Raw genomic sequence first — 25,628 nt, forward strand, 5'->3', positions numbered from 1 at the left:
GCGGAACTCGCGGACGTGCACGCGCATGAACGCGTACTTCGCCTTTACCCCTTGGCAAAGTACGCGGCGGCTTTTTTAGGATGTCGCGCTCCTCGGTCACCCGCCGCAGCTCGGCCTTGAGCCGGCGGATCTCGGCCGAGTCACTCGGCGCGGCGGCAGCACCGGACGCCGGTGCCGTCTTCCTGGCCGCCTGCACCCAGCCATACAGCGTGTGCTTGGGAATCCCGATGCGGGAGGCGACGTCCACCACCGTGAAGCCGCGCTCGATCACCTGCTTTACCGCCTCGGAACGGAACTCATCCGTGTACTGCTTGTTGCTGCTCATAAACACCTCAGTCGTTGCCATGGATTATGGCGCCCGGATGTCTACGAAAGGCTGGTCGATCCACCCAAGAACATGGCACGGGCATGGCACGGATGTGGCACGGAATGCTCCAGGCGCCCCAAAAGCAAAAGGGCCAATGAGCGCTGACTCATTGACCCTTGTGCTTTTTGGATGGTGCGCCCGGAGAGATTCGAACTCCCGACCCCCAAGTTCGTAGCCTGGTGCTCTATCCAACTGAGCTACGGGCGCAGAAGCGGAATTATGCAGATCCGCTGGTTGCACGTCAACGGAAACTTCCGTGTCAGCGCAGGTTTTTCGCGTTTCGCCGCAAGTGGCGGAGACTGAGGGATTCGAACCCTCGATGGAGCTTTTGACCCCATACTCCCTTAGCAGGGGAGCCCCTTCGGCCTCTCGGGCAAGTCTCCGTGAGGCGAAACGCGAGCCGGCAAGAATACAGGCAACAAGCCGATCCGGCAAACCTCAGGACGACTTTTCTTCGTCCCGGTTGTCCTCGCCGCCCTGGATCCGCTGATAGATCTCCTCGCGGTGCACGGCGACGTCCTTGGGTGCGGTGATGCCGATCCTGACCTGGTTGCCTTTCACCCCAAGCACGGTGACGGTTACCGAATCACCGATCATCAAGGTTTCACCTACCCGTCTGGTCAAGATCAACATCGCGCAACTCCCCTGTCGCTGGTATTCATGCGCTGCCGACCATACGGGAGCACAGACGTCCAGTCTACCCGATCATACTGGTGCGGTTTCGGGATCCACAACCCAACTCAAGTACTGCAGCACTCACGCCTGCAGGGTCTCGCGCACCCTGGTCGGTACGCCTTCCAGCGCGGCGACCAGCGCGGGGCCGTCTTCGCCGCCGCCCTGCGCCATGTCCGGACGGCCGCCGCCCTTGCCGTTGATCCGGCGGGCGACTTCGCCCAGCACATCACCGGCCTTGACTTTGCCCAGCGCCGCACCGCTGACGCCCGCCACCAGCGCGGCCTTGCCGCCTTCGGTGCCGGCCAGCACCACGACTGCATCGCCCAGCTGCTGTTTGAGCCGATCCACCGCGTCGCGCAGGGCCTTGGCGTCGAAGCCTTCCAGCCGCACCGCCAGCACCTTGATGCCAGCGATCTCCTGCGCCTGCGCGGCGAGGTCGCCGGTGGCGTTGGAAGCGGCCTTGGCCTTGAGCGCCTCGACTTCGCGCTCCAGCTTCTTCTGGCGGTCAAGCAGCGCATGCAGCTTGCCGGAAAGATCGGCGGCGTTGCCGCCCAGCAGGTGCGCGGCTTCGTGCAGGCGATGCTCTTCGTCGGCCACGAAATCCAGCGCGCCCTGCCCGGTCACCGCCTCGATGCGGCGCACGCCGGCGGACACCCCGCCTTCGGACACGATCTTGAACAGGCCGATGTCGCCGGTGCGGCCGACATGGGTGCCGCCGCACAGTTCGGTGGAAGTCGGGCCGAAACGCAGCACGCGCACATGTTCGCCGTACTTCTCGCCGAACAGCGCCATCGCGCCGAAATCCAGCGCTTCCTGCATGCCCATGTGGCGCACTTCGCCCTCGTGGTTGGCGCGCACCTCGGCATTGACGCGGCGCTCGACCTCGGCCAGTTCAGCCGCGGTCATCGGCTGGAAATGCGAGAAGTCGAAGCGCAGCCGGTCCGGCGCAACCAGCGAGCCCTTCTGCTGCACATGGGTGCCCAGCACGTTGCGCAGGGCCGCGTGCAGCAGGTGGGTAGCGCTGTGGTTGAGGATGGTGGCGCCGCGGCGGCTTGCATCGACTTCGCCGCGCAGGTGGTCGCCCACGCGCAGGCGCCCGAACTGCAGGCGGCCCGCGTGGCCGTGGAACTGGCCGGCCAGCTTGAGCGTGTCGCTGACGTTGAAGCGGCTTTCCACGCCGTCGAGGTCGCCGGTATCACCGACCTGGCCGCCCGACTCGGCGTAGAACGGCGTACGGTCGAGGATGACGATGGCGTCATCGCCGGCCTCCGCCACTTCCACCGGCTTGCCGTCCTTCAGCAGCGCCAGCACTTGCAGGCTGCCTGCGGCCAGTTCGTCGTAGCCGAGGAACACGGTGGGCGCGAGTTTTGCGACCAAGTCCGCCGGCAGCTGCACGCCACCGCCGAACTTGCCCGCGGCGCGCGCGGTTTCCTTCTGGTGCTCCATCGCCGCATCGAAGCCGGCCACGTCCACCGACATGCCGCGCTCGCGTGCCATGTCCTGGGTCAGATCGAGCGGGAAGCCGTAGGTGTCGTACAGGCGGAACGCATCGACGCCGGGGATGACGTTGTCGCCGACCCGGCCAGCCACGTCCTCGAAGATCTTCATGCCGGAATCCAGCGTCTCGGCGAAGCGCTCCTCCTCTGCCTTGAGCGCGCGCTCGGCAGTGGCGCGGCCTTCGCGCAGCACCGGGTAGGCCTCGCCCATCAATTCGTCGAGGGTTGCCACCAGCTTGTGGAAGAACGGCTCGCGCACGCCCAGCATCCAGCCGTGGCGCAGGGCGCGGCGGATGATCCGGCGCAGCACGTAGCCGCGGCCTTCGTTCGACGGCAGCACGCCGTCGACGATCAGGAACGCGCAGGCGCGGATGTGGTCGGCGATCACGCGCAGCGACTTGTTCTCCAGGTCGGCGGTGCCGGTGAGCCGGGAGGCATGCTTGATCAGCGCCTGGAACAGGTCGATCTCGTAGTTGGAATGCACGTGCTGCAGGATCGCGGTGATGCGCTCCAGGCCCATGCCGGTGTCCACGCAGGGCGCGGGCAGCGGCGTCAGGGTGCCGTCCGCGCCGCGGTCGAACTGCATGAAGACGTTGTTCCAGATCTCGATGTAGCGGTCGCCGTCCTCGTCGGGCGAGCCCGGAGGGCCGCCGAAGTGGCTTGGGCCGTGGTCGTAGAAGATCTCGCTGCACGGACCGCAGGGCCCGGTGTCGGCCATCTGCCAGAAGTTGTCGGAAGCGAACGGCGCGCCCTTGTTGTCGCCGATGCGGATGATGCGGTCTTCCGGCAGCCCGATGTCGTCGCGCCAGATCGCGTAGGCCTCGTCGTCGGTGTGGTAGACGGTCGCCAGCAGGCGCTCCTTCGGCAGCTTCCAGACCTCGGTCAGCAGCTCCCAGGCCCAGGCAATGGCGTCCTTCTTGAAGTAATCGCCGAACGACCAGTTGCCGAGCATCTCGAAGAAGGTGTGGTGGCGCGCGGTGTAGCCCACCGAATCCAGGTCGTTGTGTTTGCCGCCGGCGCGCAGGCAGCGCTGCACGTCCGCCGCGCGCACGTAACTGCGCTTCTCCGCGCCAAGGAACACGTCCTTGAACTGCACCATGCCGGAATTGGTGAACAGCAGGGTCGGGTCGTTGCCTGGCACCAACGGTGCCGACGGCACGATGGTGTGGCCCTTGGAGGCGAAGAAATCGAGGAAGTCGCGGCGGATCTCGGAGGTGGTCTTGACTGGAGTGTTCATGCGGGCATCGGGGAGGTGGCGGGCAGCGCTGCGCCCGCGAACCGCTCAAGATGCAGCCGCGAAACCGAGTTGGCAACCCAAGGCCGCAAGTTTACAGGCGATCAGCCCTGCTCGGCCTCCATTGCCGCGCGCACATGCTCCATCCCGAAGCCCCTGCGCAGCAGGAAATCCGCGGCCTTGCGGCGGGCGTCGCGATCGCCGGCCAGCGCCTGCGGATGGCGGCGCTGCAGCAGGTCGCGGGCGTTCTCGACCCAATCGCCCTCGAACCCCCCCATGACGGCGGCAATGATTTCGCTGCCCAGACCGTGAGTGGCCAGCTCCGCGCGGATATAGGCGGGGCCGTAGCCCCCGCTGGCGCGGGTGCGCAGCAGCGATTCGGCAAAGCGGCCGTCGTCCTGCCAGCCCGCCTCGGTCAGCTTGCCGATGGCGGCGTCGGCCTGGGCGCGCTCCACCCCGCGCTGCTGGAGCTTGCGCGCCAGCTCCAGCCTGGAATGCTCGCGCCGGGTCAGCAGGCCCAGCGCGCGTTGCAGGGGCGTGGGCTCCGGGCGGCGGCGACGCTTCGGCGCTGACGAGGCTACCCCGTCGTCACCGCCGCCCGACCCGGTCATTCTTCGGCGGCCCCGCCCTCGTCGCGCGAGGACTCTTCCGGCACGAACTGCTCGCGCAGTGCGGCTTCCAGCTTCGCGGCAGAGGCCGGATTCTCCTTGAGGTACTGACGGGCGTTCTCCTTGCCCTGACCGATGCGCTCGCCGTCGTAGCTGTACCAGGCGCCGGCCTTGTCCACCAGCTTGGCGTTCACGCCCATCTCGATCAGTTCGCCCTCGCGGCTGATGCCCTCGCCGTACAGGATCTCGGTGACCACCTGCTTGAACGGGGGCGCCAGCTTGTTCTTGACCACCTTGATCCGGGTCTGGTTGCCGATGATCTCCTCGCCCTTCTTGATCGAGCCGATCCGGCGGATGTCCAGCCGCACCGAGGCGTAGAACTTCAGCGCATTGCCGCCGGTGGTCACTTCCGGGCTCTGGCCGGGCATCATCACGCCGATCTTCATGCGCAGCTGGTTGATGAAGATCACCAACGTGTTGCTGCGCTTGATGTTGCCGGTCAGCTTGCGCAGCGCCTGGCTCATCAGGCGGGCCTGCAGGCCGGGGAGCTGGTCGCCCATCTCGCCTTCGATTTCGGCCTTGGGGGTCAGCGCGGCCACCGAATCCACCACCACCATGTCGACGGCGTTGGAGCGCACCAGCATGTCGGCGATCTCCAGCGCCTGCTCGCCGGTATCCGGCTGCGACAGGTACAGATCGTCGAGGTTCACCCCCAGCTTCTGCGCATAGATCGGGTCCAGCGCGTGCTCGGCATCGATGAAGGCGCAGGTGCCGCCGACCTTCTGGCACTCGGCGATGGCCTGCAGGGTCAGGGTGGTCTTGCCCGAGGACTCCGGCCCGTAGATCTCGACCACGCGCCCCTTGGGCAAACCGCCGATGCCCAGCGCGATGTCCAGCATCAGCGAACCGGTGCCGATGGTTTCCACCGCTTCCACGGTGCGGTCGCCCATGCGCATCACCGAACCCTTGCCGAACTGGCGTTCGATCTGGCCCAGGGCCGCCGCAAGCGCGCGCTTCTTGTTCTCGTCCATCGTGGTGCTCCTCAAGTCGGTGATCTCTGTCAGGTGGTCAGCTTAGGCAGACCTGGTCGCACGGACTGCGACACGGCGGCCCGCATGGAAAAAATCCCACCCGCGCCCTGGGCCGGGTATCGGGATATGCCGCGTCGGCGGCTCGGGGGTCTACGCATTGGGACGCACCAGGCCGCAGTACAGGCCTTCGATGGCGAAATCCTGGCCCGGCTTCACCTCGATCGGCGCGTAGTCCGGATTGCGCGGCAGCAGGCGGATGCGGCCCTGGCCCATCCGCAGCAGCTTGACCGTGATCTCGTCGTCGATGCGGGCGATGACGACCTGCCCATTGCGCGCCTCGTTGGTGCGGTGCACGCCGATCAGGTCGCCGTCGAAGATGCCCTCGTCGCGCATCGAATCGCCGCGCACCTTGAGCAGGTAGTCCGGCGTGGGCGAGAACAGCGCACGGTCCATCAACACCATCTGCTCGCTGCCGATGTCGGCACCGATCGGCACACCGGCGGCCACCTGCCCCAGCACCGGCAGCTGCAGGGTGTCGTCGTTGGCGGGGAGGTCGAGTTGGCGCGGCCCATCGGGCAGCTGCAGCAGGCGCAGGCTGCGGGCGCGCCCGGGGCTGCGCCCGACGACGCCGGCCGCCTCCAGGGCCTCCAGATGGTACTGGGCGGCGCGCACGCCCTTGAAACCGAAGGCGCGGGCGATCTCCGCCTGCGAGGGGGCGAAGCCGTCTGCTTCGATGCGCTCGGCGAGGAAGGCGTGGATGGCGCGCTGGGTGTCGGTCAGGCTCATGGTTAGTAGTAATACTACTAACAACCCCGGCCGTCAACGCCCGGTCAGGCCAGCTGCGACTCCAGGCCGCGCAGCGCCGCGGCCACGGTCTGGCGGCGGACCGCGTCGCGGTCGCCTTCGAAGTGGAAGACTTCGGCGCGGGCGTAGCCGCCGCGCCGCTTCCAGCCGACCCACACGGTGCCGACCGGCTTGTCCTCGCTGCCGCCGCCGGGTCCGGCGATGCCGGTGACCGCTACCGCGATGGTGGCGCCGGAATGCACCAGCGCACCGGACACCATTTCCACCACGGTCTCGCGGCTGACCGCGCCGAACTCTTCCAGCGTCTGCGGGCGCACGCCCAGCAGCGCCTGCTTGGCCTCGTAGCTGTAGGCCGCCATGCCGCAGTCGAACCAGCCCGAGGACCCCGGCACATCGGTCATGCACTTGGCGATCCAGCCACCGGTACAGCTCTCGGCGGTGACCAGCATGTGCCGAAGCGCCAGCAGGCGCTCGCCGGTGGCGCGGGACAGGGAATCGAGCTCGGCATCGGAGGGGGCGATCATCAACGGACCCGGCGGAAGACTTGCGGGCGTTGTAGCGCATCCGGCGCCGAAAACAAAACCGGCCCGCGGGTGCGGGCCGGTGGATTGCATCGCTGAAGGCTGGACTCAGAAGCGGAACCGCAGGGTGGCGCCGTACATCCGCGGGGCGCCGAGGAAGGCGTTGTAAGTGTTCTTCGGGTTACCCGGCTCGGGCGTGCCCAGCGCCTGCAGCGGGCCGTCGAAACCGACCTGCACGTAGTCCTCGTCGAACAGGTTCTGCGCCCACAGCTCCAGCTGCCACTTGCGGTCGCGGGAACCGATGCCGAGGCGTGCGTTCGCCACCGTGTACGCGTCCTGCGCCTTCTCGGCATCCAGGTCGGAGCCGGTGTTGTAGCTGGACATGTACTTGGCGCCGATGTTGAAGCGGCCTTCCAGGTTGGCGCCGATGTCCCATTCGTAGGTCGCCGACAGCGAACCGGAGAACTTCGGTGCGAAGCTCATCTGCGCACCGGGCAGCTTGTACAGCGCGCCCGGATAGGTGAAGTCCGCACCCGGGATGTCGTTGCCGTACTTGGTGTCGGCGTACATCGCGCCTGCCTGCAGCATCAGGCCGGGCGTGGCCTGCCACAGCAGTTCGGCGTCCAGGCCCTTCGACACCACTTCCGGGATCGAGCGCACCACGAAGCTGGTGCCGAGGAAGCTGTTGAGCTGGAAGTCGTTGTAGGTCTGGTGGAACAGCGCCGCGTTCAGCAGCAGGTTGCCGCCGGCCCAGGTGGTCTTGGCGCCCAGCTCCCAGCTGTCGACGAACTCACCGGGGAAGGAGGTGTCGTTGACCGGGGTGATGCCGGCGCCGCCGCTGGACAGGCCGGTGGACGACTGCACCCGATCCATGTTGAAGCCGCCCGCCTTGTAGCCGCGCGCGTAGGACAGGTAGGTCATCGTGTGCTCGTTCCAGCGGTAGGCCGCCTTCACCGTGCCGGACCATTCGTTCTCGCTGCGCGACTGGTCGGTGACCCGGCCGTTATGCAGTGCGTTGGCCCACGGCAGGCAGCTGTAGCCGACGATGTTGCTGATCAGCGCCTGCTGGTTGGCGGCCGGCAGCGAGGCAAACGGCACGCCGCGCGCGGTCAGGGCGGCGGCAATGCGGCCGATTGCAGCGGCGCTGACCCCGGTGGGGCCGAAATACGAGGCGCAGCCGGGGCTGCCGTTGGGGTTGCTGTAGACCGAGTGCAGGTCCTTGGTCTCGCGGGTGTAGCGCAGGCCCAGGGTGAAATCCAGCGCTTCGGTGGCGTGCCAGGTGGTGTTGCCGAACAGCGCGGTGCTCTTGGCATCCTGGGTGTAGCGATCCAGGGAGCCCAGCCCGGCGAAGGTGGTGCCGTAGGGCTTGCCGGTCGCGGCCGACAGGAAGGTCGCCGCGTTTGGCAGCGATGCCAGCGCCGGGTTGATCATCGACAGCAACCCGATCGACAGGTAGGGCTCGTAGTGCGCGCCGATGCGGTAGCTTTCGGTGCGGTTGATGGTTTCTTTCGTATAGAAGCCACCGAACAGCCAGTCGACCTTGTCGGTGGCGCCGGTCAGGTGGAATTCCTGGCTGAAGTTCTTGAAGCGCGCGTACGACTCGTCCTCCTTCGGATCCATGTAAAGGATGTCGGCGGTAGTGAAGTCGAAGTCGCGTCCGTTGACCGCGTCCCAGTCACGGCCGGCGGTGATCGAGGTGAGCCTGGTCCCGCCCAGCATGTCCAGGTCGATGTTGACCTCCGCCTGCACGCCGCGGTCGCTGATCTTCTGCGCGGTGCTGCGGTTGCTGTAGGAAACGCGCGACCACGGATCGGCCTGACCGGTGGGGGCGATGGCACCGCCGCCTGCCAGCGCGTTGATCAGGGTCGAGCTTTGGCCGCTGACCAATTGCACGGCGGTGCAGCAGTTCTCGTCGCGGCGGGTGGAATCGGCCGACAGGATGATCTCCACGTTGTCGGTCGGGGCGATCAGCAGCTTCGCCCGGAAGGTGTCGAAGTCCTGGTCGTAGTCGCGATCCTCGCTGCGCGGGCCGGCGCCGGTCTTCACCGACATCCAGCCATCGCGGTTGCGATGCGCGGCATACACGCGAAGCGCGGCGTAGTCGCCCAGCGGGGTATTGAACGAACCGGCCAGCCCCAGCGCGGAATAATTGCCGAAGGTGACTTCGCCGTCGGCGGAGCGCTCGAAGCCCGGTTTGCGGGTGACCACGTTGATCACGCCGGAGGAGGTGTTCTTGCCGAACAGGGTGCCCTGCGGGCCCTTCAGCACCTCGATGCGCTCCAGCTCTCCGAGGTCACCGAAGCCAGTCGAGTTGCGCGAGCGGTAAACGCCGTCGATCACCACGCCCACCGAGGATTCCAGGCCGACGTTGTCGCCCACCGTGCCGATGCCGCGGATGCGCGCGGTGGTGATGGTCTCGCTCTGGGTGCTGGTGACGGTCAGCCCCGGCACCAGGATCTGCAGGTCCTTGATGTCGCGGACGCCGGTGTCCTGCAGGGTCTGCTGGGACAGTGCGGTGACCGCGATCGGCACGTCCTGCATGACCTCTTCGCGCTTCTGCGCGGTGACGACGATGGTATCGAGGGTCTTGGCTTCCTGCTTTGCCGCCGGGGCGGCATCCTGCGCGAAGGCAGGCAGGGCGAGCGTGGAGACCAGTCCGGCGATGACTGCCATGGACAGCGGACTACGTTTCGGTTGCTTGCGAAGCATGACCTTCCCCCCAGCTGGTGGTTTCGATTGAATCGATATGGATAGCTGCCTGTTGCCGCGGCCACGTGGGGGTATGGCCGCATGGCAAGGACGCTAGCACACCTGCAACAGGGCGAACAGCCGCCGCGTGCGCGCCCGCGGTAAGGGACGGGAGCGGATCGCAGGACGTGTGCGGAGCGCATCGGTCTGCGCTCAGCGCCGCACCCGTCAATGCCTCGTGAACCATCTCCGCGCACGGTGGCAATACACTCGTGCGCAAACCAGGGAGGCCGCCATGACAAGCAGATCCGACCTCGACGCCCGGCTGGATGCCATCGCTGCGCAGATGCCGCGCTTCCGCCAGGACATGCAGCGGGTGTTCGCGGACATCGATCGCCGCGACGACCAGCCCTGTCCGGAAGCGGAGCCAGCCGCGAACCCGCGGCAGCAACCCGACGCCCGCCCCGCCACCACGGTGGACCGTGCCGCACTCCATTGAAGACAGCTGGACGGTGCTGCCACGCGCGTTCTACCGCCGGCATCCCGCGCTGGTGGCGCCGGAACTGCTCAACAAGCTGCTGGTGCGGGCCGACGGACGCGTCGCCCGCATTGTCGAAGTGGAGGCCTATGCCGGCCACGAAGACCCGGCCGCGCATTCCTTCCGCGGCCAGACCGCGCGCAACGCCACCATGTTCGGACCGCCCGGCCACCTGTATGTCTATTTCAGCTACGGCATGCACTGGGGCAGCAACGCCGTCTGCGGCGAAGTGGGCGAAGGCGTGGGCGTGCTGCTGCGCGCCGCCGAACCGTTGCGCGGCATCGACGCCATGCGCGCGGCGCGACCCGCCGCCCACCGCGACACCGACCTGGCCAGTGGCCCGGGCAAGCTGTCGCAGGCGTTCGGCATCACCCGCGAACTGGATGGCGCCGACCTGGTGCTGGGCGATCGCGGCATCCGCATCGTCGGCGACGGCACGCCGCCGCCGGAACACCCCATCGCGGGCCCGCGCATCGGCATCAGCAAGGCCACCGATTTCCCCTGGCGCTGGCACGTGCCCGACCATCGCCACGTCTCGGTGCGGCCGCGCCGGCCGCGCGGCTGAAGGCCTCGCGGAACCGCGCCGATCCGGCAAGCCTGCGCCTTGTGGCAGGCGCGCAGCCGTCCCCTTCCCCGGTGTTGCCCACTAAGATGGCTGCCCACCTGCTGCGAATCCGCAGCCACCTTTCGATCCCGGCAACCGCGGCACATGCCCGACACCAAAGAACAATCCAGGAAACCCGCGCCAGCCGCGGAACACACCCCGCTCATGAAGCAGTTCTTCGCCGCCAAGGCGGAGCACCCGGACGTGCTGCTGTTCTTCCGCATGGGCGACTTCTACGAGCTGTTCTTCGATGACGCCCGCAAGGCGGCGCGGCTGCTCGACATCACCCTGACCCAGCGGGGCAATTCGGCCGGCCAGCCGATCCCGATGGCGGGGGTGCCGCACCACGCCGCCGAAGGCTATCTGGCACGGCTGGTGGCGCTGGGCGAGTCGGTGGCGATCTGCGAGCAGATCGGCGACCCGGCGACCTCCAAGGGCATCGTGGAGCGCAAGGTGGTGCGCATCGTCACCCCCGGCACCGTCACCGACGAAGCCTTGCTCGACGAACGCCGCGACACCCTGCTGCTGGCGATCAGCCGCGGCAAGCACGGTTACGGCCTCGCCTGGGCCGACCTTGCCAGTGGCCGCCTGCGCGCCAACGAAGTGGTCGGCGAGGATGCGCTGGAGGCCGAGCTGGCGCGCCTGCAGCCGGCGGAAACGCTGATCGCCGACGAAGACGGCTGGCCCGCCTGCGCGCTGGAATCGCGCGGCCTGCGCCGGCGCGCGCCGTGGCTGTTCGACGCCGACTCCGGCCGCCGCCAGCTGCTGCAGTTCTTCGCCGTGCATGACCTCACCGCCTTCGGCCTGGACGAGCGCCCGCTGGCGATCGCCGCCGCCGCCGCGGTGCTGGGCTACATCGAGGAAACCCAGAAGCAGCGGCTGCCGCACCTGCGCAGCATCGCGCTGGAAACCAGCTCCGAGGCCATCGCCATGAACGCGGCCACGCGCCGCCACCTGGAGCTGGATTCGCGCGTCGATGGCGATGTCAAAGCCACCCTGCTGGGCGTGCTGGATTCCACCGTCACGCCGATGGGCGGGCGCCTGCTGCGGCGCTGGCTGCATCGCCCGCTACGCGACCGCCGGGTGGTCGGTGAGCGCCACCACGCGGTGCAGACGCTGATCGAACATCGCGCGGACGACGCCCTGCGCGAGGCCTTCCGCAGCCTTGGCGACATGGAGCGCATCCTCTCGCGCGTGGCCCTGCGCAGCGCGCGCCCGCGCGATCTCTCCACCCTGCGCGACGGACTCTCGCTGCTGCCGGCCGTGCGCGAGATCCTCGCCCCGCTCGACTCTCCGCGCCTCGCCGCGCTGCACGCCGAACTGGGCGAACACGACGCCACCGCGCACGCCCTGCGCAGCGCCATCGTCGCCCAGCCGCCGCTGCTGGCGCGCGATGGCGGGGTGATCGCCGACGATTACGATGTCGAACTCGATGAGCTGCGCCGCTTGTCCACCAACGCCGACCAGTTCCTGATCGATCTGGAAGCGCGCGAACGCGAGGCCACCGGCATCGCCAACCTCAAGGTCGGCTACAACCGGGTGCACGGCTATTTCATCGAGATCAGCAAGGGCCAGAGCGACCGGGCGCCTGTGCACTACACCCGCCGCCAGACCCTGACCGGCGCCGAGCGCTACATCACCGAGGAGTTGAAGGGCTTCGAGGACAAGGTGCTGTCCGCGCGCGAGCGGGCGCTGGCGCGCGAGAAGCTGCTCTATGACGGCGTGCTGGACCTGCTCAACGCGGTGCTGGAGCCGCTGCGCCAGTGCGCGCTGGCGCTGAGCGAACTGGACGTGCTGGCCGGTTTCGCCGAGCGCGCGCAGGCGCTGGACTGGAACCGGCCGACGCTGCGCGACGACCCCGGCATCCGCATCGAACGCGGTCGCCACCCGGTGGTGGAAGCGCTGCGCGATGCGCCGTTCGAGCCGAACGACCTGGTGTTCGATGACGCAACGCGGATGTACGTCATCACCGGCCCGAACATGGGCGGCAAGTCCACTTTCATGCGCCAGAACGCGCTGATCGTGCTGCTGGCCTGCATCGGCAGCTTCGTGCCGGCTTCGCGCGCGGAGATCGGGCCGATCGACCGCATCCTCACCCGCATCGGCGCCGGCGACGACCTGGCGCGCGGCCAGTCCACCTTCATGGTGGAGATGAGCGAAACCGCCTACATCCTCCACCACGCCAGCGAACAGTCGCTGGTGCTGATGGACGAGATCGGCCGCGGCACCTCCACCTACGACGGTCTGGCCCTGGCCGACGCGGTGGCGCGCCAGCTGGCCGCGGCGAACCGCAGCTACACGCTGTTCGCGACCCACTACTTCGAGCTGACCGCACTCGCCGAGCCCGGCAGCGGCATCGCCAATCTGCATCTGGATGCGGTCGAGCATGGCGACGCGCTGGTGTTCATGCATGCGGTGCGGCCCGGCCCGGCCAACCGCAGCTTCGGCCTGCAGGTGGCGGCGCTGGCCGGCCTGCCGAAAGCCGCGCTGCAGCAGGCAAGAACGCGGCTGGCTGAGCTGGAAGCGCAAAGCCGCGATGCGCCGCACGTCCCGCTGAGCGCAGCGGCGCTGGACCAGCCACAGCAGTTCGGCCTGTTCGCGCCCTCCAGCGCCGCGCTGGACGCGCTGGCAGGCATCGATCCCGACGAGCTGACCCCGAAGCAGGCGCTGGAAGCGCTGTACCGGCTGAAGGCGCTGGCATGAGCGTTGCGCCCACTGTGATTGTCGAAGCGCTGCTGACCGGCAAGGCCCGCGCCTACACGCGACCCGGCACAAGCAGCGCCATCGACAAGCGACCGCTGGCTGGCAAGGTGCGCATCGGTGAGCTGGGCATCGAAGGCGACGAGCAGGGCGACCTGCGCGTGCACGGCGGCGTGGACAAGGCGGTGCACCATTACGCCTTCGATCACTACGCGCTCTGGCGCGATGACCTCGGTGCCCTGGCCCTGCTGGAGTCGCCCGGCGCGTTCGGCGAAAACATCAGCACGTGCGGGTTGACCGAAGCCGTGGTCTGCCTGGGCGACCGCTTCGCGCTGGGCGATGCGCTGCTGGAAGTCAGCCAGGGCCGGCAACCGTGCTGGAAGCTCAACGACCGTTTCGGCGTGGCCGACATGGCCCGCCGGGTGCAGGCCACCGGCCGCACTGGTTGGTACTACCGCGTGCTGCGGCCCGGCACGGCGCGCACCGGCGACGTGCTGGCGCTGGCCGAACGCCCCCATCCGGGCTGGACGCTGCAGCGCCTGGGCGAACTGCTGTCACGGCGCGTGCTCGATCCGGCCCAGCTGGAACCCGCGCTGGCACTGCCGCTGGTGCCATCGCACCGCAAGCTGATCGAACGGCGCATGGAACAGGGCGCGGTGGAGGACTGGAGCCGGCGCATCGACGGGCCAGGCGCAGATTGACCCCCACTTCTGGCGCATAGCCAGCATCGATGGCGCCGATCCCGCCAATCGATTTCCCAAGATCGATCAAGGCTCCTAGAGTGGCCGCATCACCCGCCACGGAGCCAGTGCGATGCGCAAGCCCACCGATCCCCTCAAGCCCAGCTTCCTGACCACCGATTTCGGCGCGCCGGTGCCCGACAACCAGAACAGCCTGACCGCCGGCCCGCGCGGGCCGCTGCTGGCGCAGGACGTTTGGCTGCACGAGAAGCTCGGCAACTTCGTGCGCGAGGTGATCCCGGAGCGGCGCATGCACGCCAAGGGCTCCGGCGCGTTCGGCACCTTCACCGTCACCCAAGACATCACCAGGTACACGCGCGCCGCGATCTTCTCCCGGGTCGGCAAGAAGACGGAAATGTTCGCCCGCTTCACCACGGTGGCCGGCGAGCGCGGCGCGGCGGACGCCGAGCGCGACATCCGCGGATTCGCGCTGAAGTTCTACACCGAGGAAGGCAACTGGGACATGGTGGGCAACAACACCCCGGTGTTCTTCATCCGCGATCCGCGCAAGTTCCCCGACCTCAACAAGGTGGTCAAGCGCGATCCGCGCACCAATCTGCGCAGCGCCACCTACAACTGGGACTGGTGGACGCTGCTGCCGGAGGCACTGCACCAGATCACCATCGTGATGAGCGATCGCGGCATTCCCGCCAGCTACCGCCACATGCACGGCTTCGGCTCGCATACCTACAGCTTCTGGAATGCGGCCGGCGAGCGCTTCTGGGTGAAGTTCCACTTCCGCACCCAGCAGGGCATCAGGAACCTCACCGACGCCGAGGCCGCCGAAGCGATCGGCAATGACCGCGAGACCCACCAGCGCGACCTGTTCGATGCCATCGAGCGCGGCGATTTCCCGAAATGGAAAATGTATGTGCAGGTGATGCCGGAAACCGACGCGGAGAAGGTGCCCTATCACCCGTTCGATCTGACCAAGGTGTGGCCGAAGGCGGACTACCCGCTGATCGAGGTGGGCGAGTTCGAGCTCAACCGCAACCCCGAGAACTTCTTCGCCGACGTCGAGCAGAGTGCGTTCGCGCCCAGCAACCTGGTGCCGGGCATCGGCGTGTCGCCCGACAAGATGCTGCAGGCGAGGCTGTTCAACTACGCCGATGCGCAGCGCTATCGGCTGGGCACCAACTACCAGCAGATCCCGGTCAACGCCGCACGCTGCCCGGTGCACAGCAACCACCGCGACGGCATCGGCCGTGTCGACGGCAACTACGGCGGCATGCCCCATTACGAGCCCAACAGCTTCCAGCAGTGGCAGGAGCAGCCGCAGTTCCGCGAACCGCCGTTGAAGATCAGCGGCGACCTCGCCGACTGGTTCAACTACCGCGAGGACGATGCCGACTACTACAAGCAGCCCGGCGACCTGTTCCGCCTGATGACGCCGGAAAAAAAGCAGCTGCTGTTCGACAACACCGCCCGCGCCATGGGCGACGCGCCCGACTTCATCAAGCGCCGCCACGTGGACAACTGCAAGAAGGCCGACCCGGCCTACGGCGCCGGGGTGGAGGCCGCGCTGCGCAAGCTCGGCGCCTTCGCCGGCGAGCAATCCCCGAACAGTCTGGGCTGAAGACTTCGCCATCCCGTCTGGACGCCGGCAGGTTCGCCTGCCGGCGTTTTCATTGCGGGGTTACCCTAGCCGCACCCGCCAACCGGCGACCGCGCAGGAGTCCCGCATGCCGTCCCTGACCGATGACCTCTTTTCCCAGTTGTCCGGCCCCGCCCTGCAGCAGATCAGCCAGCAGCTGGGCACCAACCCTGCGCAGACCTCGGGGGCGATTGCCGCCGCCCTGCCGATGATCCTCGGCGCGATGGGCCGCAACACCGCCCAGCCGGGCGGCGCGGAAGCCCTGTTCGGCGCGTTGGGCCGCGACCACAACGGCGGCGGCGGGCTCGGCGACGTCCTCGGCGCGGTGCTGGGTGGCCAGCAGGGCCGCCAGACCGACGGCCTCGGCCAGCTCGGCCACATCTTCGGCGGCCAACTGCCGCGTGCGGAAAGCGGCCTCGGCCAGGCCACAGGGCTGGGCGGGGACAAGGCGCAGATGCTGCTGAAGATCCTTGCCCCCATCGTCATGGCCTATCTGGCCAAGCGCATGTTCGGCGGCCAGCGGGAAGCGGCATCGCCGCAGGCGCTGGGCGACATCCTCGGCCAGGAACACGCACAGGTGCGCCAGGCCGGCGGCCTCGGCGGTGGACTGCTGGGCGCCGTGCTCGACCAGGACGGCGACGGCCAGCTGGGATTGGGCGATCTGATGAAGATCGGCGGCGGGCTGCTCGGCGGCGGTCGCTGACGCCCCGCCGGGTGCGCGGACCTCCCCGTCCGCGCACCCACCCCGCACGTCCTCCCCGAATGAAGCGCAACGCAAATCTTCCGCAGGCGGGTTCCAGCTTTTTCGTCGGCTGGGGAACCCTGTCACTGATCAACGCCGGCCTGGCCCAGTCCAAGGGCCGCAGCGGCTTCGGCTGGTGGCTGGGCTCGCTGTTGGGCGGGCCGCTGGCGACGCTGCTGATCATCCTGCTGCCAGCGGTCGGCGGCCGGACGGGCTGAAGCCGCGGCACCGCGACTCAGGCGCCGGCCTCTCTTGGGGCTCAGCCGCCGCTGGCCGCCATCGCCTGCGCCAGATCGTCCCACAGGTCTTCCACGTCCTCGATCCCCACCGACAGGCGCAGCAGGCCGGCGGTGATGCCGGTGGCGGCCTTGACCTGCTCGTCCACCATGCGGTGGGTCAGGCCGGCGGGATGCTGGATCAGGCTGTCCACCGAGCCAAGGCTCACCGCCGCGGTCATCACCTTCACCGACGCCATCACCTTGGCAGCTGCGTCGTGGCCGCCGCGCAGCTCGAACGCCATCAGGCAGCCCGGCCCGCGCATCTGGGTGCCGACCAGGTGCGCGCCGTGCGCGCCCGGCAGGCCCGGATAGAACACCTTCGACACCGCCGGGTGTTCGCTCAGGCGCTGCGCCAGCACCTGCGCATTGGCCTGCGCGGCTTCCACCCGCAGCTTCAGCGTGGGCAGGCCGCGGTGCAGCAGGTAGGCGGCCAGCGGGTGCAGCAGCGCGCCGGTGGCGGCGCGCACGGTGCGCAGCGGCGCGGCGCGGGTTTCATCGCAGCAGACCACCCCGGCGATCACGTCGCCGTGGCCGCCGAGGAACTTGGTGGCGCTGTGCAGCACATAGGCCGCGCCCAACTCCGCCGGACGCTGCAGCACCGGGGTGGCAAAGGTGGAGTCGACCAGCACCGGCACGCTGCCGGCGGCCGCGACCACGGCCCGGATGTCGACCAGGTTGAGGGTGGGATTGGCGGGGGTTTCGATCACCACCAGCGCGGTGTCGGCGCGAAGCCGCGAGGCGATGTCCTCGGCCTTCACGAACTCCGCCTCCAGCCCGCACATGCCGGTGGCCAGCAGATGGTCGGCGGTGCCGTACAGCGGGCGCACCACCAGCACGTGCTTGCCGTGCTGGGCGCGATCCAGCAGCACGGCCGTCATCGCCGCCATGCCGGAGGCGTAGGCCACGCAGGCCTGGGTGCCCTCGAGTGCGGCGATGGCGTTTTCGGCGCGGGCCACGGTGGGGTTGTGCAGGCGCGCGTAGATCGGGTTGGCGGCGCTGGCGTGGCCGCCGACCAGTGCATCGAAACTGGCGCTGCCGACGTCGAGGTCGGCGATCGGATAGGTGGTGGACAGGTCCAGCGGCGGCGCGTGCACGCAAAGGTCGCCGAAGTCTTCGCGGCCGGCGTGGACGGCAGTGGTCTGGAAACGGTGCATGGCGGCCTCGTGTGCGATGGGATCCCGCTATCCTAGAACCCTGTTCGGCATGAATCCGTCATGCCGAAGGATATTTCGCCAAGGCAGAGAATCACCATGCTGGATCGAATCGACTACGCCCTGCTCCGCCTGCTGCGGAAGAATGCACGCCTGCCCAACAAGGACCTGGCCGAAAAAGTCGGCATCGCGCCGTCCACCGCACTGGAGCGGGTGCGGCGGATGCGCGAGGACAGGATCCTGCTGGGCTACCACGCCGAGATCGCCCCCGAAGCCATGGGCGTGGGATTGCAGGCGATGATCTCCGTGCGGCTGGCCCGGCACTCGCGCGCACTGGTCGACGGCTTCCACCAGCACCTGCTGGGCCTGCCCGAGGTGCTGGCCTGCTACCACGTGGCCGGCGCGGACGACTTTCTTGCCCACGTCGGCGTGCGCGACAGCGAGCACCTGCGCAACTTCACCCTGACCGCGTTCACCGAGCGGGAGGAAGTGGCGCATATCGAAACGCGGCTGATCTTCGAGTTCCAGCGCAACGTGGAGCTGCCGGCGCGGGAAGCCGGGGCGTGACCTGCCGTCCCTTCACTGGAACAGCCGGTAGGTGCGGGTGCTGACCTCGGACACCCAACGCAGATAACTCACCCGCCACTGCCGCCCGATGTTCGGCTCCCACGGGTCATACACCATCAGGGTGGTGCCGCGTCCGCTGGGGTCGTTGTCGCCGCGGACGCCCACGACCAGCGTCATGTGCCCCGGGCTGCCCTGATAGCCGCCGGGGATCCGGCGCAGATAGCCGCCGGTATTCCACAGCGTATCCACCATCACCGGGCCCTGTCGCACCATGGCCGCGAAGGCCTGCGGTATCCACGAGGCCGGCGGATACGTGCGCAGGTGGTGCACCCGCGCATAGCGCTCGGTCTGCGGCACCCAGTTGGCGACGTCCGACTGGTTGTACAGGCCGTTGGTGTCATCCCACATGTCGGCAGGCGTCGCCGCTTTCACCGCGGCGACGCTGCTGCTCTTGAGCATGGCCGTCGCCGCCGCCCAGCAGGTGCTGTTGGTGGGCTGGGGGATGAAGGTGCGCTGGTGGCGGGCCGGCGGATAGGCTTCCGCATCGAACAGCGCGTTCTGCGTGCACTGGCCCGCCTCGCCGTCCACCACCAGCCAGGCCTGGTCCTGGTAGCGACGCACGGCATTGCGGGTGTTGTTGCCGAAGTCGCCGTCCGGGCGGAGATTGCAGCCCGGCAGCTTGCGGTTGAGCGCCTCCTGCAGGCGCCGCACTTCGCTGCCCTTCGAGCCCATCCTCAACACGGTGACGGCCATGCGCTTGCTCCTTGCGTTTCAGCGCATGGTGGCAACGCGCCGCGCGCGCCGCCATTCGCTGGAAGCACTAGCCAGCGCGCCCGGGCCTAGCGCATTCCGCCTATCCGTTCCGCCAAGGCGCAGCGGCGCCAGCGCGCCGAATGGGGAATCCCGACGGCGCGCTGGCGAGATGCATGCGCATGCCTTCAGTGCGCGTCGTCGGACGCCGGCTTCGGCGCGGTTCGGGCCAGCGCATCGTCGCGCGCGTTGGCGCGCTGCGCGGCGGCGCGCTGCAGGTGCGGCATCGCGTAGTCCTGCAACGCCGGCGTCGGCTCCAGCTCGCCGATCTGGATGTAATAGCCAATGAAGGCGGCGATGTAGAGATCGGCCACGGTGAAGCGGTCGCCGACCAGGTACCGCTTGCCCGCCACCGCCCCTTCCAGCGTGCGCAGCAAGTCGGCCTGGTTGCCGTAGCCGGCCTCCATCGACGGTGCGATGGTGCCGTGGCGGCGCGCGGTGATGAAGAACTCCAGCGGGCTGGCGAACAGCATCCAGCGATAGCAGGCGCCGCGCTCCGGCGTGCCCGGCGGCGGCAGCAGGCCCAGCTCCGGCACCAGGTCGGCCAGGTGCAGGCAGATCGCGGCGTTCTCGGTGATCGCCACGCCGTCATGCAGCAGCGCCGGCACCTTGCCCATCGGATTGATGGCGAGGAAGTCCGGCGACTTCATGCTGGTGCCGAATTCCAGCTGCACTTCCTCGTAGGGCAGGCCGGTTTCCTCCAGCATCCAGCGGGTGATGCGGGCGCGCGACATCGGGTTGGTGTAGAAGCGCAGCTGCGGGGTCATGGCGGGTCCTGGGTTGGGTGGACGCGCAGTCTGCGCCGGCCCTGCTGACAGCTGCTGGCAGCAGCCCTCAATCGCGCTGGCGGATTCGCGCGTGTTCGCGCCAGCGCTGCAGGAGGCCATGCCGCGTCTGCGGGTAGTGCCGGCCGGCATCCTCCAGTCCCAGCACGCGGTCGGCGCGGAAATGGCGGAAGTCGCCGCGCAGCTCGCACCAGGCCGCGAGCAGGCGACGGTCGTCGAGGAAGGCCATCGCGAACGGCCAGACCGTGCGCTGCGAGACCCGGTCGCCGGCATCGGCGTAAGCCAGGTGCAGCACGCGCTGCTCGCGGATGGCGCGACGCAGCGTGGGCAGCCAGGGTTCGGGGGTCTTCGGGCACCAGTCCGGCGCGAACAGGCCGCCGGTTTCCACCTGCAGGCGCAGGGCCTCCGGCAGGATGCCGAGGATGCGGTCCATCGCGCCGCGCGCCGCCACCGCCAGCTCGGGATCGGCATGCGAGGCCACCCAGCGGGTGCCCAGCACCATCGCCTCCAGCTCCTCTTCCGAGAACATCATCGGTGGCAGCAGGAAGCCGGGGCGCAGCAGGTAGCCGATGCCGGGGTCGCCGGCGATGTCGGCGCCCTGCCCGCGCAGGGCTTCGATATCGCGGTACAGGGTGCGCAGGCTGATCCCCAGCTGCTCCGCCAGCTGCGCGCCGCGAACGGGGCGGCGCCGGCGCCGGAGATCATCCAGCAGCTGCAGCAGACGGGTGGCGCGCTGCGTCATCGGGCGATACGCGAAAAAAGGCCCCGCAGCATAGCGGTCGCGACCGCCGTGCGCGCAACGATCACGAGGCGTCGATATCGCCCAGCGCGCGGATCAGCCGGCGCGCGCGCTTGTCGGGTTTGGTGTCGGGCGGGTGGTAGCCGGCGCGCTCGGCGGCGCGCTGCGCGCGGGCCTGCTCGCGCGCGAGCCGGGAGGTTTCGGATTCGCGATACAGGGTCTGCGCGATGCTGGCCGGGCCGCGCACATCGCGCAGCGCCAGCACCTCGATTTCGAAGCGTTCGTCCAGACGCATCACCTGCAGCGCGTCGCCCACCCGCACCCCGCGCGCGGGTTTGGCGCGCTGCCCGCCGATCTCCACCTTGCCGGTATCGATGGCCTGTTTGGCCAGCGCTCGGGTCTTGAAGAAGCGCGCCGCCCACAGCCACAGGTCGAGGCGAACGCTGGCGGTTTCGTCTGGCATCGGCATCGGCATGGCGTGGATTTGCGGCTCCCGAAACGCAAACGGCCACCCGAAGGTGGCCGTCGTGCGGAAGCTGCGCCGGATTACTCGGCGGCGGCGGCTTCGGCAGCGGCCTTGGCACGCGCCTTGGCGTTGCCGGCCAGGTCTTCCTTGATGCGCGCCTTCTTGCCTTCCAGGCCACGCAGGTAGTACAGCTTGCTGGCGCGCACGGCGCCACGGCGCTTCACTTCCACCGAGTCGATGGCGGCGCTGTGGGTCTGGAACACGCGCTCCACGCCGAAGCCGTGGGAAATCTTGCGCACGGTGAAAGCGGAGTTCAGCCCGGCGTTCTTCTTGCCGATGACCACGCCTTCATAGGCCTGCACGCGCTCGCGGTTGCCTTCCTTCACCTTGACGTTGACGACGACGGTGTCGCCGGGGCCGAAGTCGGGCAGCTTGCGCGAGATCTGCGCGGTTTCGAAGTCCTGCAGCAGGGTGTGGATCGAGGGCTTGTTCATGGGATCAACCTTGGATTTTTGTTGCGTGCATTGGCACGCGCCTGTTGGTGTCGTTGTTGCGCGAGTGCACGTGGACCCGCGTCATGGCTCGGTGCAGCGTGGTACATGGGCAGGGCCCAGCCGCGCATTGTAGCGGATATTCAGCCGCGGTGCCGGCTCAGGCGTCACCGGCGGGCGGTTCGCCCACCGCCTGCAGCCAGCGCGCTCGGAATGCCTCCAGCAGCGCCCGGTCGGACTTCGACAGCGCCGCTTCGTCCAGCAGGTCGGGCCGCCGCAGCCAGGTGCGGCCCAGCGACTGCTGCCGACGCCAGCGCGCGATCTCGGCGTGGTTGCCGGACAGCAGCACGCCCGGCACCGCGCCGAGCGCGTGCTCGACCGGGCGGGTGTAGTGCGGGCAATCCAGCAGACCGTCACCCTCGAAACTGTCCTGCACGGCCGACTCGGCGTCATTCAGCGCCCCGTCCTGCAGCCGCGCCACCGCGTCCACCAGCACCGCCGCGGCCAGCTCGCCGCCGGACAGCACGTAGTCGCCGATGGAGATTTCCTCGTCCACCTCGGCCTGCAGCAGGCGCTCGTCGACACCCTCGTAGCGGCCGCACAGCAGCACCAGACGCGGCAGCGCCGCCAGTTCGCGGACCTTGCGCTGGTCCAGCCGGCCGCCCTGCGGACTGAGATAGACCACCCGCGCCGGGGCCGGGTCGGCCTCGCGCGCCGCGCGGATCGCCGCGCGCAGCGGCTCGATCATCATCACCATGCCGGGGCCGCCGCCGAACGGGCGGTCGTCGACCCGGCGGTAGTTGCCCTCGGCGTAGTCGCGCGGGTTCCAGCCGTGCAGCGACAGCAGCCCGCGCTCGCCGGCACGCCCCACCACGCCATGCGCGGCGATCTGGGCGACGAATTCGGGGAACAGGCTGACGATGTCGAAACGCATCGGCATCCGCCTCAGAAGTCCGCGTCCCAGTCGACGGTGACCACGCCGGCATCGAAATCCACGCCATGCACGTACGCCGGCTGCACGAACGGGATCATCCGCTCGCGCTCGCCCTGCGCCACCAGCACGTCGTTGGCGCCGTTGTTGAACAGGTGCGAGACCACGCCGAAATCCGCGCCGTCCAGATTGACCACGCGCAGGCCTTCCAGGTCGATCCAGTAATACTCACCCGGCGCCGGCGGCGGCAGCGCGGAGCGCGGCACCAGGATTTCCGTGCCGCGCAGCGCATCGGCGGCGTCGCGGTCTTCCACGTCCGGCAAGATGGCAATCAGCCCCTTGACGCCCTCGCGCACCTTCGCGCCCTCGCACAGCCGCTCGTTGCCGCGCGCGTCGCGCAGCGTCCACGGCTGGTAGCGGGCGATGGCGCGCAGCGGATCGGCGTAGCTTTCCAGCTTCACTTCACCGCGCACGCCGAACGCACCGTGCAACCGGCCCATCGGGATCATCCGTTCTGGATTCTTCCGCTGGCCGGCGTCCGGTGCGTTCATGCGTTCAATGCGACGGGCCGCGCGAAGCGGCCCGAAGCCGTCAGGCGGCCTTGGCGGCCTGCTTGTACAGGTCGGCGACCTTGTCGGTCAGCTGCGCGCCGTTGTCGAGCCAGAACTTCATGCGCTCGACGTTCAGCTCGATGCGCTTTTCCTGGCCCTGCGCTACCGGGTTGTAGAAGCCCACGCGTTCGATGTTGCGGCCATCGCGGGCGCTGCGGCTGTCGGTGACGATGATGTGGTAGAAGGGGCGCTTCTTGGCGCCGCCACGGGTAAGGCGGATCTTGACCATGGTGCTTTCTCGGTGTTGCCCAGCGGCCGGGATGGCCGGGTAAGCCGGCAAGTATACCGGCGCCGGCCGCTACGGGGAAGCCGCCCCCGCCGCCACGGCCGCCTGTTCGGCCGCCGCGATCCGTTCGGGGCTGGGCGGATGGGTGGACAGGTAGCCGATCGGGCCTTGCTCCAGCGCCTCCGGCACCTGCGCCGACAGCCTCCGCATCATCGAAGCAAACGCCTTGGGCGATTGCCCGTGCCGACGCAGCAGGTCGAACGCATAGGCATCGGCCTCGCGCTCGTGGCCGCGGGAGAACCCGCTGCCGAGCAAGGTGACCGGGATCGACACCGCCAGCGACGAGCCCGAGGCGTCGCCGAACAGCAGCCCGGCGATGACGAACACCGACGACTGCTCCAGCGCGCTGCGCATACCGTGCCGGTGCACGTGGTGCCCGGCCTCGTGGGCCAGCACGGCCAGCACCTCGTCGTCGCTGCCGGCCAACTCCAGCAATTGATCGGTGACGAAGATGCGCCCGTCCGGCAGCGCGAACGCGTTCGCGCCGATCCTCGCCGCGTCCACGAACACGATGCGCATCTGCGCCGAACGCGGTTCGCCCCGCACCAGCTGCAGGAAGCGCTGCTCCAGCGTCGCCCGACGCGCGGCCGGCACTTGGCTTGGCTCGAAATGCAGCCGGTCGAGCAGCGCGACCACCTGCTCGCTGACGTGCCGCTCGACCACCGGCGGCATGCGCTCGGCCGCCTCGCGCGCCAGCCACGGCATGCCGTGGCGCAGGAACAGCACGGTCGCCGCCAGCACCAGCAGCGCCGAGCCGAGGATCGCGCTGCGGCGGCGCTCCAGCCAGTCGGCCCAGCCCTCGATGCGGCCGCCGCCATCCGGGAACCAGCGCTCCAGTTCGGGACTGTCCGCCACTTCCACGCGGCCGCCATCGGGCAGCTGCAGCAGCCGCGGGGTATTGCCCAGCCGCGGCCGGATCCGCACCGCTTCCAGCGGCCACTGCTGCAACTGGCCGTCCTCGAACGCCAGCTGCAGGAACCCGTCGGCGCAGTCCAGCCGCGCCGCGCGCATGCGGCTGGACTGGCCGTCGTAGCAGTGCGCGGCGAGCGCCATCAGAAGCCCAGATCGACGCCCACGTCGAGCGCATCGACCAGCTCCGCGCCGGTGGCGCCGTGGTCACGCTCGTTGTCGCGCACGAATTCCTCCAGGTTGCCTTCCACCCACACCGCGAAGTGGGCCGCGCGGTAGCGGGCGAGCCGGATCATCGCCCACGGCACCGCCAGGCCCAGGGTGCAGACGATGGCGACCAGGTTGCTGAAGTAGATCCACAGCATGTCGCGCACGCGCAGGCTGGATTCGAAGCGGTGCGGGCCCAGCCGCGCGCTGTTCCACAACAGGTTGGCGAACTTCACCCGCAGGAAGATGCCGACGCCGAACATGCCGGCGTAGAGCAGCAGCAGCGCCGCCACCATGCCGACCCCGAGCGCCGCGCCGCCGGCCCCATTGGCCTCGCCCTTGCCAGCGACCACACCGGCCGCGATCACAGCGCCGAAGACCAGGAAGAACAGCACCATCAGGCCGACGCCGATTCCCAGCGCGATCAGGTACGGCACGTAGTAACGCCCGGCATCGCCGGCGTAGACGAAGCGCTGGCGCCCGAAGCCATGACCGGCAACAACGAACTCGTGCTGCCGCAGCTTCATCAGCGGATACAGCAGGGTGGCGGTCAGGCCGCTGAGGATCGGCCAGCCCAGGAACGGGCCGTAGGCCGCGCCGCCCGTGCGGTCGAAGCGGAAGCTCAAGCCGCGCCAAGCCGAATTGCGCGCGCGGAAGCGCAGCCCCAGCACGATGACCAGCGGCATCAGCGCAGCCAGTGCCAGCAGGATCACCGCGTACAGCAGCGGCAGGAAATGCGACGACAGGGCCAGCGCGATCACCACCGCATAGGCGATCAGGCGCCCCTTGAGGATGGCGATGGGGTCGGCCAGGTAATCGAAACTGGAACCCGCCAGCCGGGTATTGCCGTAGAAATAGCGCTCGGTGCGCACCTTCGCCCAGGCCGAGTAGATGCCCAGGGTGACGATGCCGAGCAGCAGGTTGACGAACCAGATGCCGAAATACTCGCCGACGCGGCCGGAGAACTCCGGCTGCTGGCGAACCACCGGCGTTTCCGCCGGCGCGGCAGACACATGCTCCGGCGTACCGGATTCCCCTTCGAACATTGCAGCCTC

At 68.8% G+C, this 25,628-nt stretch carries 26 protein-coding genes, 2 tRNA genes and 1 pseudogene; 8 read left to right on the plus strand and 21 right to left on the minus strand.

All coding sequences use genetic code 11. The annotated features are described in order from the left end of the window. The 10 genes and pseudogenes from E5S66_RS07830 to E5S66_RS07875 form a co-directional block, all read right to left on the minus strand. Nucleotides 1-325 (minus strand): annotated as a pseudogene (locus E5S66_RS07830) (transposase); the annotation flags it as partial. 172 nt (nucleotides 326-497) lie between these two features. After that, a tRNA-Arg gene (locus E5S66_RS07835) sits at nucleotides 498-574 on the minus strand. An 83-nt stretch (nucleotides 575-657) separates the two neighbouring features. Beyond that, nucleotides 658-750 (minus strand) — tRNA-Ser (locus tag E5S66_RS07840). Nucleotides 751-805: 55 nt separating this feature from the next. Beyond that, nucleotides 806-1,000: a carbon storage regulator CsrA gene (gene csrA / locus E5S66_RS07845; RefSeq protein WP_028838817.1), complete on the minus strand. Its 195-nt coding sequence runs from the start codon at nucleotides 998-1,000 to the stop codon at nucleotides 806-808. A 123-nt stretch (nucleotides 1,001-1,123) separates the two neighbouring features. Beyond that, complete coding sequence (alaS, locus tag E5S66_RS07850) at nucleotides 1,124-3,775, minus strand: alanine--tRNA ligase (protein ID WP_138348726.1); 2,652 nt, start codon at nucleotides 3,773-3,775, stop codon at nucleotides 1,124-1,126. A gap of 101 nt (nucleotides 3,776-3,876) precedes the next feature. After that, nucleotides 3,877-4,383: a regulatory protein RecX gene (locus tag E5S66_RS07855; RefSeq protein WP_138348727.1), complete on the minus strand. Its 507-nt coding sequence runs from the start codon at nucleotides 4,381-4,383 to the stop codon at nucleotides 3,877-3,879. After that, on the minus strand, nucleotides 4,380-5,411 hold the full coding sequence (gene recA, locus E5S66_RS07860) for a recombinase RecA (protein ID WP_028838820.1): 1,032 nt from the start codon (nucleotides 5,409-5,411) through the stop codon (nucleotides 4,380-4,382). Before recA ends, E5S66_RS07855 begins: the two co-directional genes overlap by 4 nt. Before the next feature lie 150 nt (nucleotides 5,412-5,561). Next, nucleotides 5,562-6,197: a transcriptional repressor LexA gene (lexA, locus tag E5S66_RS07865; RefSeq protein WP_138348728.1), complete on the minus strand. Its 636-nt coding sequence runs from the start codon at nucleotides 6,195-6,197 to the stop codon at nucleotides 5,562-5,564. Between the two features lie 44 nt (nucleotides 6,198-6,241). Then, nucleotides 6,242-6,739 carry a CinA family protein gene (locus tag E5S66_RS07870; protein ID WP_138348729.1) on the minus strand — a complete coding sequence of 166 codons (498 nt, stop codon included), beginning with the start codon at nucleotides 6,737-6,739 and terminating at the stop codon, nucleotides 6,242-6,244. 105 nt (nucleotides 6,740-6,844) lie between these two features. Further along, nucleotides 6,845-9,409 (minus strand): TonB-dependent receptor, encoded by a 2,565-nt coding sequence (locus tag E5S66_RS07875; protein WP_246037182.1) that lies wholly within the window; start codon nucleotides 9,407-9,409, stop codon nucleotides 6,845-6,847. A gap of 310 nt (nucleotides 9,410-9,719) precedes the next feature. Here E5S66_RS07875 and E5S66_RS13755 point away from each other — a divergent pair, with 310 nt between their 5' ends. The 7 genes from E5S66_RS13755 to E5S66_RS07905 all read left to right on the plus strand — a co-directional run bounded on the left by E5S66_RS13755 (nucleotide 9,720) and on the right by E5S66_RS07905 (nucleotide 16,560). Continuing rightward, nucleotides 9,720-9,923, plus strand: coding sequence for a hypothetical protein (locus E5S66_RS13755; RefSeq protein WP_246037183.1), 204 nt, complete (start codon nucleotides 9,720-9,722; stop codon nucleotides 9,921-9,923). Beyond that, entirely contained in the window at nucleotides 9,907-10,527 is a 621-nt protein-coding gene (locus tag E5S66_RS07880) for a DNA-3-methyladenine glycosylase (RefSeq protein WP_246037184.1), read from the plus strand. Before E5S66_RS13755 ends, E5S66_RS07880 begins: the two co-directional genes overlap by 17 nt. Before the next feature lie 144 nt (nucleotides 10,528-10,671). Continuing rightward, a complete protein-coding gene (gene mutS / locus E5S66_RS07885) occupies nucleotides 10,672-13,269 on the plus strand; it encodes a DNA mismatch repair protein MutS (RefSeq protein ID WP_138348732.1) in 2,598 nt (865 codons plus the stop codon). Further along, the gene (locus E5S66_RS07890; RefSeq protein ID WP_138348733.1) at nucleotides 13,266-13,967 is read left to right on the plus strand and encodes an MOSC domain-containing protein; all 702 of its coding nucleotides are present in this window, start codon (nucleotides 13,266-13,268) and stop codon (nucleotides 13,965-13,967) included. Before mutS ends, E5S66_RS07890 begins: the two co-directional genes overlap by 4 nt. A gap of 112 nt (nucleotides 13,968-14,079) precedes the next feature. Beyond that, complete coding sequence (locus E5S66_RS07895; RefSeq protein ID WP_138348734.1) at nucleotides 14,080-15,582, plus strand: catalase; 1,503 nt, start codon at nucleotides 14,080-14,082, stop codon at nucleotides 15,580-15,582. A 106-nt stretch (nucleotides 15,583-15,688) separates the two neighbouring features. Beyond that, nucleotides 15,689-16,303, plus strand: coding sequence for a DUF937 domain-containing protein (locus tag E5S66_RS07900; protein ID WP_138348735.1), 615 nt, complete (start codon nucleotides 15,689-15,691; stop codon nucleotides 16,301-16,303). Between the two features lie 59 nt (nucleotides 16,304-16,362). Further along, nucleotides 16,363-16,560, plus strand: coding sequence for a hypothetical protein (locus E5S66_RS07905; protein WP_138348736.1), 198 nt, complete (start codon nucleotides 16,363-16,365; stop codon nucleotides 16,558-16,560). A gap of 41 nt (nucleotides 16,561-16,601) precedes the next feature. Here E5S66_RS07905 and E5S66_RS07910 read toward each other — a convergent pair whose 3' ends face one another. Further along, complete coding sequence (locus E5S66_RS07910) at nucleotides 16,602-17,774, minus strand: trans-sulfuration enzyme family protein (RefSeq protein WP_138348737.1); 1,173 nt, start codon at nucleotides 17,772-17,774, stop codon at nucleotides 16,602-16,604. 96 nt (nucleotides 17,775-17,870) lie between these two features. On the opposite strand from E5S66_RS07910, the gene E5S66_RS07915 reads away from it, so the two are divergent. Next, nucleotides 17,871-18,338, plus strand: coding sequence for an Lrp/AsnC family transcriptional regulator (locus E5S66_RS07915; protein WP_138348738.1), 468 nt, complete (start codon nucleotides 17,871-17,873; stop codon nucleotides 18,336-18,338). A 12-nt stretch (nucleotides 18,339-18,350) separates the two neighbouring features. Here E5S66_RS07915 and E5S66_RS07920 read toward each other — a convergent pair whose 3' ends face one another. The 10 genes from E5S66_RS07920 to E5S66_RS07965 form a co-directional block, all read right to left on the minus strand. Continuing rightward, nucleotides 18,351-19,091: a peptidoglycan-binding protein gene (locus E5S66_RS07920; RefSeq protein WP_138348739.1), complete on the minus strand. Its 741-nt coding sequence runs from the start codon at nucleotides 19,089-19,091 to the stop codon at nucleotides 18,351-18,353. A gap of 185 nt (nucleotides 19,092-19,276) precedes the next feature. Then, a complete protein-coding gene (locus E5S66_RS07925; protein WP_138348740.1) occupies nucleotides 19,277-19,915 on the minus strand; it encodes a glutathione S-transferase family protein in 639 nt (212 codons plus the stop codon). Between the two features lie 67 nt (nucleotides 19,916-19,982). Then, entirely contained in the window at nucleotides 19,983-20,675 is a 693-nt protein-coding gene (locus E5S66_RS07930; RefSeq protein WP_138348741.1) for a helix-turn-helix transcriptional regulator, read from the minus strand. Between the two features lie 61 nt (nucleotides 20,676-20,736). Further along, entirely contained in the window at nucleotides 20,737-21,135 is a 399-nt protein-coding gene (locus E5S66_RS07935) for an RNA-binding S4 domain-containing protein (RefSeq protein WP_425472199.1), read from the minus strand. A gap of 83 nt (nucleotides 21,136-21,218) precedes the next feature. Beyond that, nucleotides 21,219-21,632, minus strand: a complete 414-nt coding sequence (rplS, locus tag E5S66_RS07940) for a 50S ribosomal protein L19 (RefSeq protein WP_028838838.1) — start codon at nucleotides 21,630-21,632, stop codon at nucleotides 21,219-21,221. Nucleotides 21,633-21,789: 157 nt separating this feature from the next. Further along, the gene (trmD, locus tag E5S66_RS07945) at nucleotides 21,790-22,563 is read right to left on the minus strand and encodes a tRNA (guanosine(37)-N1)-methyltransferase TrmD (RefSeq protein WP_138348743.1); all 774 of its coding nucleotides are present in this window, start codon (nucleotides 22,561-22,563) and stop codon (nucleotides 21,790-21,792) included. Between the two features lie 11 nt (nucleotides 22,564-22,574). Continuing rightward, nucleotides 22,575-23,111 carry a ribosome maturation factor RimM gene (gene rimM, locus E5S66_RS07950; protein ID WP_051246694.1) on the minus strand — a complete coding sequence of 179 codons (537 nt, stop codon included), beginning with the start codon at nucleotides 23,109-23,111 and terminating at the stop codon, nucleotides 22,575-22,577. 40 nt (nucleotides 23,112-23,151) lie between these two features. Continuing rightward, nucleotides 23,152-23,400, minus strand: a complete 249-nt coding sequence (rpsP, locus tag E5S66_RS07955; protein WP_028838841.1) for a 30S ribosomal protein S16 — start codon at nucleotides 23,398-23,400, stop codon at nucleotides 23,152-23,154. A 69-nt stretch (nucleotides 23,401-23,469) separates the two neighbouring features. Continuing rightward, nucleotides 23,470-24,510, minus strand: coding sequence for a M48 family metallopeptidase (locus tag E5S66_RS07960; protein WP_138348744.1), 1,041 nt, complete (start codon nucleotides 24,508-24,510; stop codon nucleotides 23,470-23,472). Continuing rightward, nucleotides 24,510-25,619, minus strand: coding sequence for a YjgN family protein (locus E5S66_RS07965; protein ID WP_171033509.1), 1,110 nt, complete (start codon nucleotides 25,617-25,619; stop codon nucleotides 24,510-24,512). The genes E5S66_RS07960 and E5S66_RS07965 overlap by 1 nt, the downstream gene beginning before the upstream one ends. Nucleotides 25,620-25,628 lie beyond the last annotated feature (9 nt).

Source organism: Thermomonas fusca, assembly GCF_005862345.1.
Lineage (GTDB): Bacteria > Pseudomonadota > Gammaproteobacteria > Xanthomonadales > Xanthomonadaceae > Thermomonas > Thermomonas fusca.

Excerpts from the sequence above, each read along its gene's own strand:
- csrA (WP_028838817.1), bottom strand. The coding sequence starts at position 1,000 with ATGTTGATCTTGACCAGACGGGTAGGTGAAACCTTGATGATCGGTGAT.
- alaS (WP_138348726.1), bottom strand. The coding sequence starts at position 3,775 with ATGAACACTCCAGTCAAGACCACCTCCGAGATCCGCCGCGACTTCCTC.
- E5S66_RS07855 (WP_138348727.1), bottom strand. The coding sequence starts at position 4,383 with ATGACCGGGTCGGGCGGCGGTGACGACGGGGTAGCCTCGTCAGCGCCG.
- recA (WP_028838820.1), bottom strand. The coding sequence starts at position 5,411 with ATGGACGAGAACAAGAAGCGCGCGCTTGCGGCGGCCCTGGGCCAGATC.
- lexA (WP_138348728.1), bottom strand. The coding sequence starts at position 6,197 with ATGAGCCTGACCGACACCCAGCGCGCCATCCACGCCTTCCTCGCCGAG.
- E5S66_RS07870 (WP_138348729.1), bottom strand. The coding sequence starts at position 6,739 with ATGATCGCCCCCTCCGATGCCGAGCTCGATTCCCTGTCCCGCGCCACC.
- E5S66_RS07875 (WP_246037182.1), bottom strand. The coding sequence starts at position 9,409 with ATGGCAGTCATCGCCGGACTGGTCTCCACGCTCGCCCTGCCTGCCTTC.
- E5S66_RS13755 (WP_246037183.1), top strand. The coding sequence starts at position 9,720 with ATGACAAGCAGATCCGACCTCGACGCCCGGCTGGATGCCATCGCTGCG.
- mutS (WP_138348732.1), top strand. The coding sequence starts at position 10,672 with ATGCCCGACACCAAAGAACAATCCAGGAAACCCGCGCCAGCCGCGGAA.
- E5S66_RS07890 (WP_138348733.1), top strand. The coding sequence starts at position 13,266 with ATGAGCGTTGCGCCCACTGTGATTGTCGAAGCGCTGCTGACCGGCAAG.
- E5S66_RS07895 (WP_138348734.1), top strand. The coding sequence starts at position 14,080 with ATGCGCAAGCCCACCGATCCCCTCAAGCCCAGCTTCCTGACCACCGAT.
- E5S66_RS07900 (WP_138348735.1), top strand. The coding sequence starts at position 15,689 with ATGCCGTCCCTGACCGATGACCTCTTTTCCCAGTTGTCCGGCCCCGCC.
- E5S66_RS07905 (WP_138348736.1), top strand. The coding sequence starts at position 16,363 with ATGAAGCGCAACGCAAATCTTCCGCAGGCGGGTTCCAGCTTTTTCGTC.
- E5S66_RS07910 (WP_138348737.1), bottom strand. The coding sequence starts at position 17,774 with ATGCACCGTTTCCAGACCACTGCCGTCCACGCCGGCCGCGAAGACTTC.
- E5S66_RS07915 (WP_138348738.1), top strand. The coding sequence starts at position 17,871 with ATGCTGGATCGAATCGACTACGCCCTGCTCCGCCTGCTGCGGAAGAAT.
- E5S66_RS07920 (WP_138348739.1), bottom strand. The coding sequence starts at position 19,091 with ATGGCCGTCACCGTGTTGAGGATGGGCTCGAAGGGCAGCGAAGTGCGG.
- E5S66_RS07925 (WP_138348740.1), bottom strand. The coding sequence starts at position 19,915 with ATGACCCCGCAGCTGCGCTTCTACACCAACCCGATGTCGCGCGCCCGC.
- E5S66_RS07930 (WP_138348741.1), bottom strand. The coding sequence starts at position 20,675 with ATGACGCAGCGCGCCACCCGTCTGCTGCAGCTGCTGGATGATCTCCGG.
- E5S66_RS07935 (WP_425472199.1), bottom strand. The coding sequence starts at position 21,135 with ATGCCAGACGAAACCGCCAGCGTTCGCCTCGACCTGTGGCTGTGGGCG.
- rplS (WP_028838838.1), bottom strand. The coding sequence starts at position 21,632 with ATGAACAAGCCCTCGATCCACACCCTGCTGCAGGACTTCGAAACCGCG.
- trmD (WP_138348743.1), bottom strand. The coding sequence starts at position 22,563 with ATGCGTTTCGACATCGTCAGCCTGTTCCCCGAATTCGTCGCCCAGATC.
- rimM (WP_051246694.1), bottom strand. The coding sequence starts at position 23,111 with ATGAACGCACCGGACGCCGGCCAGCGGAAGAATCCAGAACGGATGATC.
- rpsP (WP_028838841.1), bottom strand. The coding sequence starts at position 23,400 with ATGGTCAAGATCCGCCTTACCCGTGGCGGCGCCAAGAAGCGCCCCTTC.
- E5S66_RS07960 (WP_138348744.1), bottom strand. The coding sequence starts at position 24,510 with ATGGCGCTCGCCGCGCACTGCTACGACGGCCAGTCCAGCCGCATGCGC.
- E5S66_RS07965 (WP_171033509.1), bottom strand. The coding sequence starts at position 25,619 with ATGTTCGAAGGGGAATCCGGTACGCCGGAGCATGTGTCTGCCGCGCCG.